The sequence below is a fragment of the Clostridium omnivorum genome (genome assembly GCF_026012015.1).
Lineage (GTDB): Bacteria > Bacillota > Clostridia > Clostridiales > Clostridiaceae > Clostridium_AX > Clostridium_AX omnivorum.
On sequence record NZ_BRXR01000001.1, the window covers coordinates 1,911,945 to 1,930,108 of the forward strand.

The window sequence follows — 18,164 nt, forward strand, 5'->3', positions numbered from 1 at the left end:
TTAGTTCTTACTTTTTACCTTTTTATACTCCACCTAATTAGTATAATTTTAAAGAATAAAATTTGCTAATATACCACTTATTATTCCTATAGCTGCTACTCCAGCTACTACAGAAACTAAAACCTTTCTAGAAAAGCCTCTTCTTATTATAAGTATTGACGGAAGGCTCACTGCTGGTAAAGTCATAAGCAGTGCCCCAGCTGGTCCTGAAGTTAGTCCAAAGCTTAATAATGTTTGAATTAGTGGAATTTCAGCTGCAGTAGGAATTACAAATAATGTACCTGTTATAGCAAGAATAATAATTCCTATGATGCTGTTCACCCACGCAGCTCCTGCCATTGGGAAAAGCCATACTCTTATAGCTCCAAGTATAGTAACAACCACCACATAAGCGGGAATTGTATCAATAATTAGCTGCCATAGTGCTTTTATCCACCTAATAAATATATTTCCTACCTCTAGATCTTCTTCATCTTCATAATCAGGAATTACGTCTAAATCAACATCTTCATTTTCTGATATCTTTCCAGCAAAAGTTGCTATTCCAAATACCATTACTAATCCGATTACAACTCTAAATATTGCATAATTCCATCCAAGAACAAATCCCATAAATATTATGGTTGCTGGGTTCAGTACTGGATTCCCAAGAAAAAATGCTACTGCTGAATTTACAGATGCAGAGCGTTTTCTAAGCCCAACTGCAACTGGAGCTGCACAACAAGAGCACATCATTCCTGGAAGCGCCGCTGCCCCAGCAGCTGCTGTACTTCCTAACCCTTGTCCACCAAAAGCCCTCTTTATCCAAGCCCTAGGAATAGCTACTTGCACTAATGAACCTAAAAGTAGTCCTAAAACTACAGCTTTCCATACAGCATTAAAATAGTCTATAAAATACTTTTTTGCTGCCTCTATTGAAAAAGCAGGGGCTTTCCCAGCCTTATCAACAATTATAGAAGTACCTATATTATGCTTTGGAATTGCTTTTTCTATGGTCTTATGATAATATGGATTCCATTTCACATTATAGAGTCCTATAATCATAACTAATAAAAATACTGCTATTAGTCCGTATTTCACCAAACGCTTATTACTATTGTTTTTAGTAGATTTTATAGTGTTTAGAGACATTTATTTTCCTCCTTTATATAATAAATATTAAAGTATTTGCATATTTAATTCTAAACACTATTATTTAATAGTCCAATCGATATTTCAAATACTTAAATCTTCATCTATAGATAGAACCTATAGAACAAAATATTATTCTATAGGTTCTATCTATTAGTGCCCACATCCATTGCATCCAGAACAGTTTCCTCCGCCGCAGCTTCCACCTTTTCCATAAAACTTTCCTTTATAAACTCTAACTATGCTTGTACTCTTGCATTTAGGACATATTACCTTCTCTTCGTCATTATTTACAATTTCAAAAAAGTCTTCCCCGCAATTTTCACATTTAAAATCGATTAATGCCATATAAACATTTACCCCCCCATAGTCTATACTCTTAAAAACTTCTAATGCCTGCTTACAAAAACTTTTATTAGCAGCCGTAATATCCAAAATTTTCAATTACCTGTATCATTATTATACTCCAATCATAATATATAATGGAATCATTTTTTAGGAGGACTCCATGTTTTCTTTTAAAAGCAAATTAGATATTAATTTAAAAGCCTCCATGGATGGTAAGAGCTATAAAAGCTATAGAGTGATAATAAAATGTAAAAATATAAGAGAGCATGTAGAAAGTAAAATTAGAGGATATAAAGGCGATATTATTCATTCTATTCCATCTATAAACTGTATTTGTGCAAACTTATCTTATAATAGTATTGAAAGGCTTTTAGAACATCCCGAGGTAGAATTTATTGCCTTTGATAAAATGGCTATACTATCAGGCAGCAGTATTCTCAGCGCTAATGGTGTTTCCTTTCAAGAAAGATACAAACTTACCGGAAAAGGCATAGGAATAGGCCTTGTGGACTCAGGTGTTTATCCTCATCCTGATTTATTACACCCAAATAATAAAATAAAATGTTTTGTTGACCTCATAAATAACTATAAGTACCCCTATGATGATAATGGACACGGCACATTTATGAGCGGAATTATAGCTGGTAGTGGATATAGCTCAAAAGGAATGTACAAGGGTATAGCAGAAAATAGTTCCTTGTATGTAATAAAAGCCTTTAATAGCCTTGGGAGAGGCTATGTATCCACAATACTCTCAGCTATAGAAAAGCTAATAAGTGATAGAGCTGACTATAATCTTAAGATTATCTGCCTGCCCTTTGAACTTCTTGAACAGGATAAATTCATTCTTTCACTCTTTTCAAAGCTATTTGATGAAGCATTAAAAAACAATATGGTTGTAGTTGTACCTAGCGGAAATAATGGCAGTACGGAGAGCTCCATAAGGGGCATTGCTACTTTAAATAACTGTATCACCGTTGGAGGTCTTGATACTCGTGGAATGATAAAGCCCTATATATATGCCTCAGCGGGTCCTTATTCAAAGCTTGAAAAGCCAGATATAGCATCTGCATGTGTAGATATTTGCTCCTTAAACACAAATAAAGATTTCATTTCTGAAAGAAATGGAATGAAGGTATATAGTCAGGCTTTAGATAGCCCTTATACTAACTATAGCGGTACCTCTTGCGCAGCAGCCTACATAAGCGGTGTATGTTCTCTACTATATGAAAACAATCCAGAGTTAAGCTTTAAGGATATGTTATCCTTACTTAAAGTATCCTGCAAATTGCTTGATATTTTCAAATGGTCTCAAGGTGCTGGAATGGTGGATTTAAATAAGCTTTTACCTTAATATTAATTATCCTCAAATATTAATTTTTTTAGAATTATCGTTATTACCTATATAAATGCATGGAAAATTGTTGTAATATATTAATAATAGATAAATTAATATTTATCTATTATTTGAATCAAAATAACAATAATTAAAACTAAACACTAAAAATAAAATTGTATTTACAAAAAACATAAGGAGGAAATTAAATGTTAAGTGAAAAACTAGTGAAGGTTATTAATAGCCAAATTAACTATGAATTTTATTCAGAATTAGTATACCTAGCAATGTCTGCATACTGCGCGGACCAAGACTTAGAGGGTTTTGCACACTTCTTTAGGATTCAGGCAGAAGAAGAGAGATTTCATGCTATGAAATTCTATGACTATATTATTGGAACTTCAGAAAGAGTAATGTTAACTGGAATCCCTGAGCCTCAAAATAATTATTCATCCTTGCTAGATGTGTTCAAATCAGCTTTAGAACATGAAAAATCTAATACAAGGAACATATATGGAATAGCTGATATTGCCATGGATGAAAGAAATCATGCTACTACTAGCTTTTTAAAATGGTTTATAGACGAGCAGGTTGAAGAAGAAGCTCTTTTCACTACCTTAATTAAGAAGTTAGAAAGAATAGGTGATGATAGCGCTGCTTTATATATTTTAGATACAGAGCTTGCAGCAAGAGTATTTACTCCACCAGCCGCTACAAATGTATAAAATGTAAAAACCCCTAGCAAGGGGTTTTATTTTATGCTGTTTTTTATTGTTTTAAATATTGGGTTGGGTTCTTAGCCACACCATTTACTCTTAATTCAAAATGAACATGAGGTCCAGTACTTCTTCCTGTATTACCAACCTCGGCTATTTTGTCTCCACGTTTAACTTCTCTTCCTTTTGAAACATTTAGAACACTACAATGTCCATAAAAAGTTTCTATACCATTTCCATGATCAATTTTAATCATATTACCATAGCCATCCTCAACGCCTGAAAAGCTTACTACTCCGTCTAGGGCTGCATATATTGGTGTTCCAATAGGCGCTCCTATATCTATTCCATTATGCATCCTGCCCCATCTCATTCCAAAACTCGAGGTATAAGTGCCTCTTGAAGGAACAGATAAGAAGGCTATATCCCCGGTAATTGGATTCTTTGTGCCCTTTTCAACTACTACATTAGTTGGTTTAGCTAATACCTGCTCACTCATAACCTTAGAATCCACTATCTTGCTATTTTCTAAAGTTACTTCCTTATGTACTAGCTTCTCTCCTTCTTTTCCATTGCTCTTTACCTTACTGTCACCCAAAAAAAGCTCATCACTCCACGCTATAGTAGTTGATGGTGGTATAGCTTCTTTAACTTCTGTTTCACCCTTTATCTTAAAGCTTATAAGCGGATTTTTTCTCTTTTCATTTACCTTTTCCAATTTCTCAGCTGCTTGCTTAGGTTCCTCAACTTGAGACAATAAAACCTTTTTTTCTGAATAGCTGATCTTGTTAGGAGTACCACTTTGTTTTATTTTTACGTTACTTTTAGCAGCATAAAAGGAGCTCATTAAATTCAAAACCTGATTGCCCTCTTTTTCATTAGCCAGTAGCGCAGCATCCTTTCCATCTATATTCATCACAACTGCATTAACTTCTATATCACTTCCATTTAAAATGGAACTTCCTAAATTGTTTATATCTTTAACTAGTAAATCATCATCAACTTTTACCTTACTAATTAATATCTCATTGTATGGAGCTTTCATACCAAAACGTGTTATTATCTGCTCAAGGGTTTTACTTACATACTCAACATCGGCATTGTTCTTTACAAAGGCTACAGTATTATCTCCTATAGATACCTCATAGGCATTGGGCTTCATTTCATAATAAAATAAGATGCATACTATTATGGTGGCGGCAATTGTTAATAAACTAAGAAATCTTCTATGCTTTTGAGCACTTTCCAAATTTGCCTCCTCCTCTCTCACCTTTCTAATATAACCACTTAATCCAAAAAATATAATTTTTTCATGTATTTTTTTCAATAATATGAATAATTTTATATAACATGTCCATATTTAAACTATAATTGACAATTCTTAATCATTGAGTAAAACCCAACATTTTGTTATAATCAGTTTGTATAATACTACATATAGTATTAATTTTTTATAGAAAGGGCGAGGTTTGATGAGCACTTTCATTTTTAAAACTAAAACCTTCGATTACACTCCAGTAAGTAATATTTTTATAGATAAATATATGCCTAAAGCAAGAGGTGAATATGTTAAAGTATACCTCCTAGGACTAAAATACTGCCTTGGAGGAGAACTTGGGGTTAATTCCTCTATTCTAGCAGGCACTCTTCACCTTTTAGAAACTGATATAATTAATGCTTGGAATTATTGGAATGACGAAGGAGTAATAAGAATGATCCCTGTTGATAACATGGGAAATTACAATATAGAATTTTTAGATTTAGAAGCATGCAATGAGGATAGTTCAGATAACATTAACTTACTAACTGAATTAAATAAAGGCACCAATAAGGATATGCTGCAGGACATAGAAAAGCTTATTGGAAGACCGCTTTCTCCTCGGGAAATGACCATGTATTTGGGCTGGCAAAAAGACTTCAGTTTTCCACCAGAGCTTATACTAATTTTAATTCAGTACTGTGTTTCTAAAGGTAAAACAGATTCTAGGTACATAGAAAAGATTGCCATGGCTTGGTATGATTCAAAAATACGAACCATAGAAGATGCCCAAAGCTTTATAAAAAAGCATGAGGATAAGTGGATTAAAATCAGAAAAATTCTAACCTATCTAGGCATAAAGGATGCTGAGGTTATGAAACCACAGGAGGACATGCTTGATAAGTGGATTAACATATACAAATTTCCTCTTGAAATTATATATAAAGCTTGTGATATTTGTTTTGAAAGAATTAACAAGGCTGACTTTAAATATATCGACGGCATATTAAACAGTTGGTTTAAAGATGGAATAAAAACCTTAGAAGACGTAGCAAAAAAAGATTTAAAGAAAAGCAACTTTAAAAAGGCTAACAGCTACAAGGCAAGTAATGATAGTTTTAATGACTTTGATCAAAGAACCTATGACTTTGATAGTCTAGAAAAAAGGTTGTTAGGATGGGAGAAAGATGATGATTAACGGGTATCAAAGCGAAATTCTTAAAATATACGAAAGCATAAGAGAAGAAGAAGAAAAGGCTTTGAAGGAAAGAAGAAATAAGATAGAAATTTCACTTCCAGAGGTTTTAAACTTGGAAAGAGCTATCGGAAAGCTCTGCATTGAGCTTTCCATAAGCGCATTTAAGGATATTGAAAATAGGGAAAAACATCTAGAAACCCTAAGGAGGCAGATTACGGACCTAAGAGTTCAAAAATCAGAACTTTTAGTATCTCATGGATATACTGTAGACTATCTAGATTTACATTATAGATGTCCAAAGTGCAAAGACACGGGTTTCATAACCAGAGAACGTTGTTCCTGCTACAAGCAGAAGCTTGTACAAATTCATTATAGGGATTCTGACCTTAATGAGCTTATAAAAACTAATAACTTTGACAATTTTAACTTTGAATATTACTCTTCTAGACGTGAAGGCGATGAACATGAAAGCCCTAGAAAAAATATAGAGAAGATTTCATCTAAATGTATGAATTACATAAAAGAATTTAATTTTACTAAAGAAAATTTCTTATTCTTTGGTAGCTCTGGTACAGGAAAGACCTTTTTATCAAACTGTATAGCAAAGGAACTCTTAGATAAAGGCTATCTTGTTGTTTATAGAACAGTAGAAGAGTTAGTGAGTAATCTTAAAAAAATTAAATTTGAAAATGATGATAGTTTAGAGGAATTACTTATAAATTGCGACCTACTTATAATAGACGATCTAGGAACAGAGCAAATAAATGAATTTTCTAAAACTGAGTTTTTTAATTTTTTAAATAAAAAATTACTTAAGGAAAAAAAGATGATTATTTCAACTAATTATACTCTAGAACAACTAATGAGAAGATATTCTGAAAGAATATACTCCAGATTACTTGGAAACTTCTCACTTTGCAAGTTCTACGGCGACGATATAAGAATAAAGAAAAATTTAAGCAAAGCAAGATAATTAAAACCATCCTATAAGAACTGCTTTTGCATCTTATGCAAGATTCAGCTCTATTATAGGATGGTTCCTTAATTAGACTAGATTTAATGCAAAGAAAAAACATTCTAAAGATAACCTTTAGAATGTTTTTTCTTTGGCGACTCAGAAGGGGCTCGAACCCTCGACCTCTGGCGTGACAGGCCAGCACTCTAACCAACTGAGCTACTGAGCCATAATGTGGTGGGCACAACAGGGATCGAACCTGTGACCCTCTGCTTGTAAGGCAGATGCTCTCCCAGCTGAGCTATGCGCCCACATTATGTATTGGTGACTCCTAGGGGAATCGAACCCCTGTTACCACCGTGAAAGGGTGGTGTCTTAACCGCTTGACCAAGGAGCCATATTATATTTTTTAAGTGGAGCTGGCAATAGGAATCGAACCTACAACCTGCTGATTACAAGTCAGCTGCTCTACCGTTGAGCCATGCCAGCATATATGGCGACTCAGAAGGGGCTCGAACCCTCGACCTCCGGCGTGACAGGCCGGCACTCTAACCAACTGAGCTACTGAGCCATAATGTGGTGGGCACAACAGGGATCGAACCTGTGACCCTCTGCTTGTAAGGCAGATGCTCTCCCAGCTGAGCTATGCGCCCACATTATGTATTGGTGACTCCTAGGGGAATCGAACCCCTGTTACCACCGTGAAAGGGTGGTGTCTTAACCGCTTGACCAAGGAGCCATATTATATTTTTTAAGTGGAGCTGGCAATAGGAATCGAACCTACAACCTGCTGATTACAAGTCAGCTGCTCTACCGTTGAGCCATGCCAGCATATATGGCGACTCAGAAGGGGCTCGAACCCTCGACCTCCGGCGTGACAGGCCGGCACTCTAACCAACTGAGCTACTGAGCCATAATGTGGTGGGCACAACAGGGATCGAACCTGTGACCCTCTGCTTGTAAGGCAGATGCTCTCCCAGCTGAGCTATGCGCCCACATTATGCAATGGTGACTCCTAGGGGAATCGAACCCCTGTTACCACCGTGAAAGGGTGGTGTCTTAACCGCTTGACCAAGGAGCCATATATTTTTGTTTATGTCGTCAAACCCGACACGTATTATAATACATAAAAATTTCAATGCCGTCAACATATTTTTTTATTTTTTTAAGTTTTTTTTCTTGTTACTTTCTTCCTACCTAATTTACACCATTTATCTCTGTTTTCCTCTAATTTTCTATATAGTTCATTTAAAGTATACATTATTTAATTATTACCAGAAATCCAAACTAAATACAAAACAAAAAATCTCTCTAATATATTAATTCATTTTATTAAAGAGATTTCAATTTTTACATTATCTAAATGGATGTTTAGCTTTATAGTTTTCTTTTATAGTATGATAACTCAACTAAAGCGCATCCTTCAATAGCTGTTATATTATTTTTTTCACAGTATTCCAAGATATCTTCGCTTTCTGCACCTGGTTGAATTAGAACCTTATCTATTCCCAGTTCCTTAGCTTCTTGAACTATTTGAAGACCCTTCACAGGATTAATACATAAATCCAGCACTTCAATTTTATAAGAAATCTCACTAAGGCTCTTTTTTGCCGTTCCTGTTTTATCTGATGGGGATACCCCTTCAATATTAAATCCTGCACCCTTTAAGCTGTTTAATATTCTATGGGCATACTTTTCAGGGTTTACTACGTCTCCTACAACCACCCAATTTTTATAATTTAATAGTTCTTGTGCCTCCATTACTTATCACCTCTTGATATATTATTATATTAATATTATATACTAAATTTATAGCTTAATTCGAACAAAAAAAGCTAGCCGTTTGCGGCTAGCCTTCTAATTTTCGTCTGACTTCCATCTATTCCTACTGTTAAAAGCTTTTGAAGGTTTTTCCTATATCTCTCTATAGATTTTTCCCTTTCAGCAATTTCATTTTCTAAATGAGCTATATTCTCCTTACATCCATCAATAAACTGCTCTAGGGTTATGTCCTTAAAGGTTATGCTAAATTCCTCAGCATACTTTTGACCTATTATATTTATATCCAGTGGTATACTATCATTTACAACTAATATTAATTTCTTCTCCCATATTCCCCTCTTGCTTATACTGTAGCTATCATTTAATAATTCTATATTTTCAAGTTTCCCACCAATTTTCTCCTCAATACAATTAAGAAGAGCCATATAAAGAGCTGGTGACATTTCCTTTTCCAATTTTATTTTTAACATATCTATATGACTTACAATCATCTTCTCATACTTATTTTCAGGAATTAGCTCCACATCATCCATATTAATTCCTACTTTTTCATTGTTATCTAATGCTACTACCATATCGTAATTGATACCCTTGGCCTTAAGATTTTTTCCGAAGGTCTGTAGTTCTTTATTTATTACTTCTATTCTCATAATAAATAATCCCTTCTTTCTTTAAGATACTTTGATTATACTATCGCAAAAATATCATTACAAATGTAATATTAACCTGTATTTCTAGCTAGTATAATAAATCTTAAGGGAAAAAGTTTTCATTCTATAATGCAAAATAAAACTTTTATGTTTATATTCAAATACCTAAATTTAGGGTAAAATACTAGGTGTATTCTATTTGTTTAGAAGGAGAGATTGCATTGAAGCATGATTTAATAATTGTTGGAGGCGGTGCTGCAGGAATTATGTCTGCTATCTGCGCTAAAGATCACGGAGCAGATGTAGCAATAATTGAAGGCAGTGACAGAGTTGGAAAAAAGATTTTAACTACTGGAAATGGCCGCTGTAATATTACTAATAAATTTATAGAACCTGATAGATATCACAGCAGTAACCCTGAATTCTTTGCAGCTGCTTTAAATAATTTCTCAGCTGAAGCTACTGTTAACTTTTTTTCCTCCCTGGGGCTGCCCCTAGTTACTCTTGAGGAAGGAAAGATGTATCCTATGTCCCTTCAGGCCTCCTCAGTACTAGACATTATGAGGTTTGCCCTAGAAGAGAGAAATATACCGGTGTACCTTAATTCTAAAGTTAAAGAAATTATACCCTCAAAAAAGGGCTTTAAAATATTCAGCAGCAATGATACGGAATACCTCTGTAATAAGCTTCTATTATGCTGTGGGGGTAAATCTGCTGCAAATACAGGTTCAGATGGCACTGGCTTTTCCATTGCTAAAAAGCTTGGTCATAATATAATAAATCCCATTCCTGCCTTAGTTCAGCTTAAGCTGGATTATAAAAGTCTTAAAGCCTTAGCAGGAGTGAAATTTAATGGTATTGCAGAAGTATTAGTAAACGGAGAGGTTAAGCGTAAAGAATTTGGTGAGATACTGTTTACAGATTACGGCATTTCAGGCCCACCTATTCTTCAGTTAAGCCGTACTGCTTCCTACGCTATTTCAAAAAAGCAGCAAGTTACTATTAGGGTAAATATGATCTATAATATGAACAGTAGTGACCTTGAAGCCTTTTTTGAAGCACATTTTGCTCTATTTGGACACAGAAGTGTTTACGACAGCTTAATAGGTATAATTAATAAAAAAATGATTCCTATTATATTGAAGGAAGCCGGAATAACTGACATCCACAAGCCTTGTTATAACCTTCTGTGGAAGGAAAAACTTACATTATATAGATTACTGCAGGCCTGGGAGTTCAAAGTAACTGATACAAACTCCTTCAGTAATGCTCAGGTTACTGCTGGTGGAATAGATACTAAAGATGTAGATTCTTTAACCCTGGAATCTAAACTCATTCCTAATCTATATTTTGCAGGTGAAATTTTGGATGTAGACGGAGACTGTGGAGGATTTAATCTTCAATGGGCTTGGGCTTCAGCTTTTGCTGCTTCCACTAATGCTTGTACTTAAATAATTTCAAAATCCGTTCCCGATATAAGCTTGTCTCATATACTGTAATGAGATACAAAAGATGTCGACAAACTTATAAAGGAGGGGACATATATGGGCAAACATCATCATAGAAGAAGAAATTGCTGCTGTGAAAGGAATAACTGCTGCAACAATAATAACTTTTCAGGAATAGCTATAGCTGCTGCAGTAGCTTTACTGTTTTTTAACAGGAACGACAGGCGCTGCTGATAGTAATATCATAAGTTAGGTATTTCAAAACAGTATAACTTAATCACATTAAAATAGAGGGGTATTTTACCCCTCCTAATATGCTTTATTTTTTAAATATATCATTTTTTACCCAAGTGGTCTTTAATAGTGTAAGTTCCTTATCTTCATTATCTATAATCTTATGATGGCAAATATACTTATCCCCCTCAACTATAACCTCAGTAAATATTCTAGCAGCCTCACCATAGGTTGTCTCCTTCTCATAAGTGACTTTGAGATTGTTAAGAGTATAATTTAATACAATATCCTTTGGAACAGTCTCTATAGCCCATGCAATATATTTAGTATTGTTTACATGTCCATTTGTATCAATATCACTATATCTTACATCAAACAACTTTTCACTATCAACTTTAGAAGGTGCAGTGATATTTTCTATATCTATAGGACAATCTTCCTCTACAACTCCAAAAGTGCTGCAAAGGTGCTCATTGATTCTTACAGGTCTTCTTCTATCCATATTTATTAAAAACCAAATAGAATCAGCCTTTCCTATAATTTCTCCCTTAGAGTTTATAAACTCATACCTTCTATAAGCATAGAACTTTCTAAAGGAATGTGCCCATGTCCTTATAATAATCTTCTCGTTGTAATGTGGATAGCTGTACATATCTATATTCCACTTATACAGCACCCAGCCAAACCTGTTTTCCATTAAGTAATCCATGCCTATACCAAGCTCCTCAGCTTGACTAGTAGCAGCATCCCCTAAATAGTCCACTATACTGGTTATAAGAGCCTTTCTCCTATAATCTATTTCATAGTAGTGTATTTGATATTCTTTTTCATATGCATTCCCCGCCATTTTTCTCTTCCCTCTCTCTTCTATTAATAATATATTTAACAATACCCATTGAAATATATGCACAAGTTAGTCCTAAAATAATTCCACCAAGTACATCTGATGGATAGTGTACATGAAGATACATTCTAGAAAAAGCAATTACTATAGCCAGTATCAACGCCCATACTCTATATTTAGCTTTACTAAGCCAAATAACTCCTGCAGAAGCAAAAGAAGATGTGGTGTGCCCAGAAGGAAATGAATAAGATGTAGGTACACTCACCAAGAATTTGTAATTTTCAATTCCTATTGTTGGTCTTTGCCTCTGTACAATATTTTTAAGGCCAAACTCTCCCAGCGCATATCCTATTATTAAAGCCATAAGCATAGTAACTCCTACCCTTTTGACTCCTTTTTTTCTATTGAAAATAAGTATTAACGCTATTACAAACCATATTTCACCATGATTATCAGAAGTAGTAAATACCGGCATAATAAAATCAAAAAAGGTATTTTTCATTGTTATAGAAAAGAAATTTAAAATACCTCTATCAATAGCATATAACGAATTCATATCATCAGACCTCTCTATCTAAGCTTAATTACCTTAATTATACATAATAAATTAGTACTTAACAATTAATTATTAAAAGGCTATAATTACATATATATTACTTATATTTAGCTCTATAAATTATTAAAGTTTCAAATTAGCTTTCATCCCGAAAGGTTGTGCTTATATTATGAAAAAAAGAACTTCACTATTCATATTTTTATGTTTCTTACTAGTTGTTTTTTTTGCTAGCTTTAGTATATCAGGCTTTCTTGTAGATAAACATGCTGCTGAAGATACCAATACCAAGAAGAATAATCCTGTGGAAATATCCCCTCCAGCAAATAATGAAAATTCTGAGGCTGCATCTAACCCCAGCAAAGCACAGACACCACAGGACAATAATACACCTGACAATAACGCTTCTGCCATAGCAATCTATGATATACTTGGTACGTCAAACAAGCTTACCCAAAAGGAAAAGCTGGCCATGGATAAATGGCGAAATGATATTGTAGAATTCGCTAAGAAAAACACTGGAGCAATGTTTGTAAACGGAAGTGCAAATAGAAAGGTAGTGGCATTAACCTTTGATGATGGACCAGATGCTAATATTACACCTAAAATTCTAGATGTATTAAAGCAGAACAACACAAAAGCTAGTTTCTTTTTCATAGGTGAAAAAGTTATGGAAAATAAAGATGTAGTAAAAAGGGCATATGCAGATGGCAACCTGGTACTTAGCCACTCTTTTAATCATCCTGATCTTTCAACTAAAAGCGAGTCTGTTATTGATAAACAAATGAAAGATACAGAAACAGCTATATATAATATTATTGGTAAAAAGCCTGCACTAATGAGGCCACCTTATGGTAATACAAATGACTTAATATTAAAGGTAGCAGCTAGAAATAACTTAAAAATAGTAATATGGTCTATAGACACCTTAGACTGGTCTCAAAAAGAAAAAGCTAATATTACAAAAAATGTACTGGATAATGTGCGTCCAGGTGAAATAATACTCATGCACAGCAATGAGGATAAAAAAACTACCTTAGAGGCTCTGCCTGATATAATAAATGGACTAAAAGATAAAGGATATAGCATTGTGACTTTAAGCGAATTGCTTGGAGTTAATGCTTATAAATAACCCTTTAACAGTTACTACCTAAATATATTATTATTTATATAAAAAAGCGCTTTATTAAAGCGCTTTTTTATTAATTAAATAGATTATTTAATTCTTCTAATAAATTTTCAAGATCCAACCCGTGGACCATAGCGCCCTCTTCAAGAGTTTCTGACTGCGCTCCTGGTCAAAATACGCATCCTAGTCCAAACTGCTGAAGCACGTCTGGAGCTTGAGGATGGCTTCTAACCACTTCACCAATTGTCATTTCCTTAGTGATATTCACACTATCCCCTCCTTATGTAAAATTTAAATCCTAATAGGTATTATTATATGTTAAGTCAAAATAAAAATACCTTCCGATAAATCATACCATTTTAGTAGGATTTGTTATCATTATAGCAAATAAACATTAAGGTGTAAATCTGATTATTTGAAAATACTTATAAAAAAAGATAAGGCTTTAAACCTTATCTTTTATAAAACTTTAATTATATTTCTCCAACCACCATTGTTTGGTCTCTTCTTGGGCCTACAGATATGATAGCTATTTTAACGCCTGTAAATTCTTCTATCTTCTTTAGATATAGCTTTGCATTCTCTGGAAGCTCTTCATAGCTTCTAGCATCTGCAACACTGCTGTCCCAGCCATCAAATTCCTCATATATAGGTTCACATTTAGCTAAGTCTTCTAAACTTGCTGGGAAGTAATCTATTACTTTGTCTCCAAATTTATAGCCTGTGCATACCTTTAGTTTATCAAGTCCTGCTAGTGTATCTATCTTTGTAACAGCAAAGCTTGTTAAACCATTTACTCTTGCTGAAGTTTTTAATATAACAAGGTCAAGCCATCCGCATCTTCTTGCTCTACCTGTTGTAACTCCAAATTCATGGCCTTTATCTCTTATCCATTCTCCAGTTTCATCGTAAAGCTCTGTTGGAAATGGTCCCTTACCTACTCTTGTAGTGTATGCTTTAGCTATACCTACAGCACTATTTATCATAGTTGGCCCTACACCAGCTCCTGTACATACTCCACCAGCAGTAGTATTTGAAGAAGTAACATACGGATATGTACCATAGTCTATATCTAAAAGCATTCCTTGAGCACCTTCAAATAATACCTTTTTATTAGCCTTTATTTCATCATATACTCTAACTGATATATCTTGTACAAATGGTCTAATTCTATTTGCATAATCTGTATATTCATTATATACTGCATCAAAATCCAAAGCTTCCCCTTCAAAAGCCTTTGTTATGATGTCATTTTTAGCACTTAAGCTCTCTTGAAGTTTTCCCTTAAAAACTTCATTGTCTATTAAATCGCATACTCTAATTCCACTTCTCTCAACCTTATCTGTATAACAAGGTCCTATACCCTTACCTGTAGTTCCTATATCATTTTTTCCTCTTGCCTTTTCTTTTAAAGCATCTAAAAGTTTATGGTAAGGCATTATAACATTTGCTCTATCACTAATGACTAAATTTTCTGGTGTTACCTTAACACCTAAATTCTCTAAATAGTCTATTTCTTCAAAAAGTGCCTTAGGGTCGATTACTACACCATTTCCAATAACATTTAATTTGTTTCCATATAATATTCCTGAAGGTATTAAATGAAGCTTATACTGCTTTTCTCCAACTTCTACAGTATGACCTGCATTATTTCCGCCTTGAAATCTTACAATTACTTCAGCACCTTCTGCTAGGTAATCTGTCATCTTACCCTTTCCTTCGTCCCCCCATTGGGCTCCTAAAACTATAAATGCTGACATATTAAACTCCTCCATTCTTACTTGCAATACTTCTCGCTACAACAACACCAGTAACTGAAGCCTGCATAAGTCCTCTAGTAATTCCTGCACCGTCCCCTATAGTATATAGGTTCTCTAGTTCGGTTTCAAAGTTATTATCTGTTTCAAACTTACTGGAATAGAATTTAACTTCTACTCCATAAAGTAGAGTATTTTTGCTATATAAACCTGGCGCTACCTTATCAAAAGCTTTAAGTGCTTCTACTATAGATGTAAGATGTCTTTGTGGCAGCACAAAGCTAAGGTCTCCAGGTACTGCTGACTTTAATGTAGGTATAGTAGTAGACTTTCTAAGTCTATCATAGTCGGTTCTTCTTCCATTAAGCAAATCGCCTAATCTTTGAACCATTATTCCTCCACCAGTGAGCATATTTCCAAGCTGTGCTACATACTTACCATATTCAATAGGTTGATTAAATGGTTCAGTAAAAGTAGTAGAAACAAGCATTGCAAAGTTTGTATTTGTGGTTCTAAGCTCTTGTTCTGAATAACTATGGCCGTTAACTACAGCAATTTTACCATCCTCATAGTGTTCCTCAGAAACTACTCCTCCTGGATTCATACAGAAGGTTCTTACCTTGTTATCAAAGGTATCTGAGTAATACACAAGCTTAGCTTCATATAAATCCTTTGTTAAATGGTCCATTATGGAATTTGGAACTTCAACTCTAACTCCGATGTCTACAGCATTATTCGTAGTTTTCATATTAAGCTTTTTAGCTTGCTTTGAAAGCCATTCAGCTCCTCCTCTACCTGGAGCAATAACTACATAACTTCCCTTTACTTCTTTTTTACCCTCTTTGTTATTTATAACAATTCCAACAACCTTATTATCTTCTATTAATATATCTTCTACATCAGTAAGATCTGAAAATTCAGTGTTAGTTTCATTTATAAGGTGCAAGTACATTCCTCTTAACACCTCGTATGCTAGTTCTGTTCCTAGGTGTCTAACTGGACATTCTACCAGGTGAATGTTGTGCTTGCTTGCTTCATACTTTATTTCTTCAACTCTCTCATTATTTAGGCCATGAACTTTTTCATTAGCTCCAAATTTAAGATAAATATCATCACAATAATTTATAAGCTTTTGTGCCTCATCCTCAGTGAAGTATTCTAATAGTCTTCCACCAACTTCAGGGCTTAAGGATAATTTACCATCTGAAAAAGCCCCTGCTCCTGACCATCCATAAGTTATTCCACAAGGCTTGCAATCTACACATACTCCTGTAGTTCTTGCTGGACAGGTTCTTTTTTCAATATTTCTTCCTTTATCTACAATTAAAACATTTAATTCTGGTTTAAGTTTAGTAATCTCTAGTGCCGTAAATATTCCTGCTGGACCAGCTCCTACGATAATTACATCATAAAAATTTTTCAAGGTTCATTGCTCCTTTCAATAATACCACTTGGGTATACTTAACTAGCCAACCTTATATGGATAGTTTATTTATTAAAGCTCCTTAAGAGCTTTTTCTGGGGAAGCTTGACCTCACGGTCCAGGGCAGCCTTACCTCGCCAACTCCCGTTGACTAGTAGCCCAGGGTAATTCTCGCCGCTAATTCACATTAGCTAAATTACCCGTTAAGGTCATTTAGACCTTTAACCTCGCAAAAGTCCATTTAGGACTTTTACCCCCATGTTTTATAATATCAAACTTCTTTGCTAACGTCAACAAAAACACGAACATTAATGTTAACTTTTTTAAAAAGGTTCATGATTATATCAATATCACTGTTGTTTTCATAATAATTAATATATTTGTTCCCTAAAATGTCGAACATAATATACTTTTTATTATTTAAATGTTCTAAATACAATATCACCTTGTTTTTTTATTTAGGTAAGCGCTATCAATCCCCAAATATAAAACATGGGAGAGTTTTGCATATAAGGTTAAAATATGATATCATATTGTCATATTGCTGTTTTTGAGGTGGTTATATGAATGTTCCTAATATGATTACTGTTTTTAGATTGTGCTTAATACCTATTTTCATTTTTGTTTTCTTTTCTGGTATTCATAATAGTTTAGTATTCTCCATATTTATATTTCTTATAGCCGGTGCCTCGGACGTATTAGATGGCCACATTGCAAGAAAATATAATATTGTTACAAAAGTTGGAACTGTTCTTGACCCCTTAGCAGACAAGCTTATGCTTTTAACGGTGTTAAGCTGCTTAACTATAAAAAGGTATATACCTATACTAGTTGTGGCTATTGTTGCAGGAAAAGACTTATTTATGATTTTATCTGGAATTTTCTTATACAAAAAAGGAGTTGTAATTCCTTCTAATATAATAGGAAAGATAAGCACGTTATTTTTTTATATCTCTATTTTAATATTTACATTTAACAAAACTATTGGAATTTATCTACTATATATTTCAGCCATTTGTGCACTAGTAGCATTAGTAAATTATTTTATTGTTTACTTTAAAGGAAAAAAAACAAAAAAATAAGAGCGTTCATCGCTCTTTCTTTATGCCCATATATCCTTAGTTAACTCATCAACTTTTTTTCTTCTTTTCTTAGTTTCTTCTTCATCTACAGTTATAGTTTCACCTATCTTTAACACGTCTCCTTCTTTAGCTTCTGCCGGAAGTTGTGTTCTTTCAATATTTATTACTTCTCCACTGTACATTTCTATTACTGCCATTTTCCCCTCAAATCTATCTATTACACCAAACATAAATCTCCTACTCCTTTTTTATTTATATCTATATTAATATAATAATCCATGTACTTTATTTAATCCAGCACCTAAATACTAGCCATGCAA

At 34.0% G+C, this 18,164-nt stretch carries 19 protein-coding genes and 11 tRNA genes; 8 read left to right on the plus strand and 22 right to left on the minus strand.

Annotated elements, in window-relative coordinates:
• Positions 1 to 48: 48 nt before the first annotated feature.
• Both bsdE14_RS09000 and bsdE14_RS09005 read right to left on the minus strand, forming a co-directional pair.
• Positions 49 to 1,131: a permease gene (locus bsdE14_RS09000; RefSeq protein ID WP_264849603.1), complete on the minus strand. Its 1,083-nt coding sequence runs from the start codon at positions 1,129 to 1,131 to the stop codon at positions 49 to 51.
• Positions 1,132 to 1,284: 153 nt separating this feature from the next.
• Positions 1,285 to 1,575, minus strand: coding sequence for an FmdB family zinc ribbon protein (locus bsdE14_RS09005; protein ID WP_264849604.1), 291 nt, complete (start codon positions 1,573 to 1,575; stop codon positions 1,285 to 1,287).
• Positions 1,576 to 1,639: 64 nt separating this feature from the next.
• On the opposite strand from bsdE14_RS09005, the gene bsdE14_RS09010 reads away from it, so the two are divergent.
• Together bsdE14_RS09010 and bsdE14_RS09015 are read left to right on the plus strand one after the other, a co-directional pair.
• Positions 1,640 to 2,833 carry a S8 family serine peptidase gene (locus bsdE14_RS09010; RefSeq protein WP_264849605.1) on the plus strand — a complete coding sequence of 398 codons (1,194 nt, stop codon included), beginning with the start codon at positions 1,640 to 1,642 and terminating at the stop codon, positions 2,831 to 2,833.
• 191 nt (positions 2,834 to 3,024) lie between these two features.
• A complete protein-coding gene (locus bsdE14_RS09015) occupies positions 3,025 to 3,540 on the plus strand; it encodes a ferritin (protein WP_264849606.1) in 516 nt (171 codons plus the stop codon).
• Positions 3,541 to 3,583: 43 nt separating this feature from the next.
• Here bsdE14_RS09015 and bsdE14_RS09020 read toward each other — a convergent pair whose 3' ends face one another.
• A complete protein-coding gene (locus tag bsdE14_RS09020) occupies positions 3,584 to 4,780 on the minus strand; it encodes a M23 family metallopeptidase (protein WP_264849607.1) in 1,197 nt (398 codons plus the stop codon).
• Positions 4,781 to 5,003: 223 nt separating this feature from the next.
• On the opposite strand from bsdE14_RS09020, the gene bsdE14_RS09025 reads away from it, so the two are divergent.
• Together bsdE14_RS09025 and bsdE14_RS09030 are read left to right on the plus strand one after the other, a co-directional pair.
• Positions 5,004 to 5,987 (plus strand): DnaD domain protein, encoded by a 984-nt coding sequence (locus bsdE14_RS09025; RefSeq protein ID WP_264849608.1) that lies wholly within the window; start codon positions 5,004 to 5,006, stop codon positions 5,985 to 5,987.
• On the plus strand, positions 5,980 to 6,960 hold the full coding sequence (locus tag bsdE14_RS09030) for an ATP-binding protein (RefSeq protein WP_264852250.1): 981 nt from the start codon (positions 5,980 to 5,982) through the stop codon (positions 6,958 to 6,960). Before bsdE14_RS09025 ends, bsdE14_RS09030 begins: the two co-directional genes overlap by 8 nt.
• A gap of 134 nt (positions 6,961 to 7,094) precedes the next feature.
• On the opposite strand, the gene bsdE14_RS09035 is transcribed toward bsdE14_RS09030, so the two are convergent.
• From bsdE14_RS09035 to bsdE14_RS09095, 13 genes are all read right to left on the minus strand, one after another.
• Positions 7,095 to 7,171: transfer RNA gene (locus tag bsdE14_RS09035), tRNA-Asp, on the minus strand.
• Between the two features lie 6 nt (positions 7,172 to 7,177).
• Positions 7,178 to 7,253: transfer RNA gene (locus bsdE14_RS09040), tRNA-Val, on the minus strand.
• A gap of 11 nt (positions 7,254 to 7,264) precedes the next feature.
• Positions 7,265 to 7,339 (minus strand) — tRNA-Glu (locus bsdE14_RS09045).
• Positions 7,340 to 7,356: 17 nt separating this feature from the next.
• A tRNA-Thr gene (locus bsdE14_RS09050) sits at positions 7,357 to 7,431 on the minus strand.
• A gap of 5 nt (positions 7,432 to 7,436) precedes the next feature.
• Positions 7,437 to 7,513: transfer RNA gene (locus tag bsdE14_RS09055), tRNA-Asp, on the minus strand.
• A 6-nt stretch (positions 7,514 to 7,519) separates the two neighbouring features.
• Positions 7,520 to 7,595 (minus strand) — tRNA-Val (locus tag bsdE14_RS09060).
• An 11-nt stretch (positions 7,596 to 7,606) separates the two neighbouring features.
• A tRNA-Glu gene (locus bsdE14_RS09065) sits at positions 7,607 to 7,681 on the minus strand.
• Positions 7,682 to 7,698: 17 nt separating this feature from the next.
• Positions 7,699 to 7,773: transfer RNA gene (locus bsdE14_RS09070), tRNA-Thr, on the minus strand.
• Between the two features lie 5 nt (positions 7,774 to 7,778).
• A tRNA-Asp gene (locus bsdE14_RS09075) sits at positions 7,779 to 7,855 on the minus strand.
• A gap of 6 nt (positions 7,856 to 7,861) precedes the next feature.
• Positions 7,862 to 7,937, minus strand: a tRNA-Val gene (locus tag bsdE14_RS09080).
• An 11-nt stretch (positions 7,938 to 7,948) separates the two neighbouring features.
• Positions 7,949 to 8,023, minus strand: a tRNA-Glu gene (locus bsdE14_RS09085).
• 296 nt (positions 8,024 to 8,319) lie between these two features.
• Positions 8,320 to 8,703, minus strand: a complete 384-nt coding sequence (locus tag bsdE14_RS09090; protein ID WP_264849609.1) for a CoA-binding protein — start codon at positions 8,701 to 8,703, stop codon at positions 8,320 to 8,322.
• Positions 8,704 to 8,777: 74 nt separating this feature from the next.
• Positions 8,778 to 9,374 (minus strand): hypothetical protein, encoded by a 597-nt coding sequence (locus bsdE14_RS09095; protein ID WP_264849610.1) that lies wholly within the window; start codon positions 9,372 to 9,374, stop codon positions 8,778 to 8,780.
• Between the two features lie 221 nt (positions 9,375 to 9,595).
• Here bsdE14_RS09095 and bsdE14_RS09100 point away from each other — a divergent pair, with 221 nt between their 5' ends.
• Positions 9,596 to 10,825, plus strand: a complete 1,230-nt coding sequence (locus bsdE14_RS09100) for a BaiN/RdsA family NAD(P)/FAD-dependent oxidoreductase (protein WP_264849611.1) — start codon at positions 9,596 to 9,598, stop codon at positions 10,823 to 10,825.
• Between the two features lie 93 nt (positions 10,826 to 10,918).
• Positions 10,919 to 11,056, plus strand: coding sequence for a hypothetical protein (locus bsdE14_RS09105; RefSeq protein ID WP_264849612.1), 138 nt, complete (start codon positions 10,919 to 10,921; stop codon positions 11,054 to 11,056).
• An 85-nt stretch (positions 11,057 to 11,141) separates the two neighbouring features.
• On the opposite strand, the gene bsdE14_RS09110 is transcribed toward bsdE14_RS09105, so the two are convergent.
• Positions 11,142 to 11,903 (minus strand): acyl-[acyl-carrier-protein] thioesterase, encoded by a 762-nt coding sequence (locus tag bsdE14_RS09110; protein ID WP_264849613.1) that lies wholly within the window; start codon positions 11,901 to 11,903, stop codon positions 11,142 to 11,144.
• On the minus strand, positions 11,884 to 12,456 hold the full coding sequence (locus tag bsdE14_RS09115) for a phosphatase PAP2 family protein (protein WP_264849614.1): 573 nt from the start codon (positions 12,454 to 12,456) through the stop codon (positions 11,884 to 11,886). The genes bsdE14_RS09110 and bsdE14_RS09115 overlap by 20 nt, the downstream gene beginning before the upstream one ends.
• A 169-nt stretch (positions 12,457 to 12,625) precedes the next feature.
• On the opposite strand from bsdE14_RS09115, the gene bsdE14_RS09120 reads away from it, so the two are divergent.
• Positions 12,626 to 13,585, plus strand: coding sequence for a polysaccharide deacetylase family protein (locus tag bsdE14_RS09120; RefSeq protein WP_264849615.1), 960 nt, complete (start codon positions 12,626 to 12,628; stop codon positions 13,583 to 13,585).
• 166 nt (positions 13,586 to 13,751) lie between these two features.
• Here the strand turns inward: bsdE14_RS09120 and bsdE14_RS22405 are convergent, their stop codons facing one another.
• From bsdE14_RS22405 to bsdE14_RS09135, 3 genes are all read right to left on the minus strand, one after another.
• Complete coding sequence (locus bsdE14_RS22405; protein WP_435382461.1) at positions 13,752 to 13,850, minus strand: DUF1858 domain-containing protein; 99 nt, start codon at positions 13,848 to 13,850, stop codon at positions 13,752 to 13,754.
• Positions 13,851 to 14,055: 205 nt separating this feature from the next.
• On the minus strand, positions 14,056 to 15,342 hold the full coding sequence (locus bsdE14_RS09130) for an adenylosuccinate synthase (RefSeq protein ID WP_264849617.1): 1,287 nt from the start codon (positions 15,340 to 15,342) through the stop codon (positions 14,056 to 14,058).
• Between the two features lies 1 nt (position 15,343).
• Complete coding sequence (locus tag bsdE14_RS09135) at positions 15,344 to 16,762, minus strand: NAD(P)/FAD-dependent oxidoreductase (RefSeq protein WP_264849618.1); 1,419 nt, start codon at positions 16,760 to 16,762, stop codon at positions 15,344 to 15,346.
• A gap of 563 nt (positions 16,763 to 17,325) precedes the next feature.
• Between bsdE14_RS09135 and pgsA the strand changes: the two genes are divergently transcribed.
• Positions 17,326 to 17,844 carry a CDP-diacylglycerol--glycerol-3-phosphate 3-phosphatidyltransferase gene (gene pgsA / locus bsdE14_RS09140; protein WP_264849619.1) on the plus strand — a complete coding sequence of 173 codons (519 nt, stop codon included), beginning with the start codon at positions 17,326 to 17,328 and terminating at the stop codon, positions 17,842 to 17,844.
• A 20-nt stretch (positions 17,845 to 17,864) separates the two neighbouring features.
• Here pgsA and bsdE14_RS09145 read toward each other — a convergent pair whose 3' ends face one another.
• Positions 17,865 to 18,074: a DUF3006 domain-containing protein gene (locus bsdE14_RS09145; RefSeq protein WP_264849620.1), complete on the minus strand. Its 210-nt coding sequence runs from the start codon at positions 18,072 to 18,074 to the stop codon at positions 17,865 to 17,867.
• Between the last annotated feature and the right edge of the window lie 90 nt (positions 18,075 to 18,164).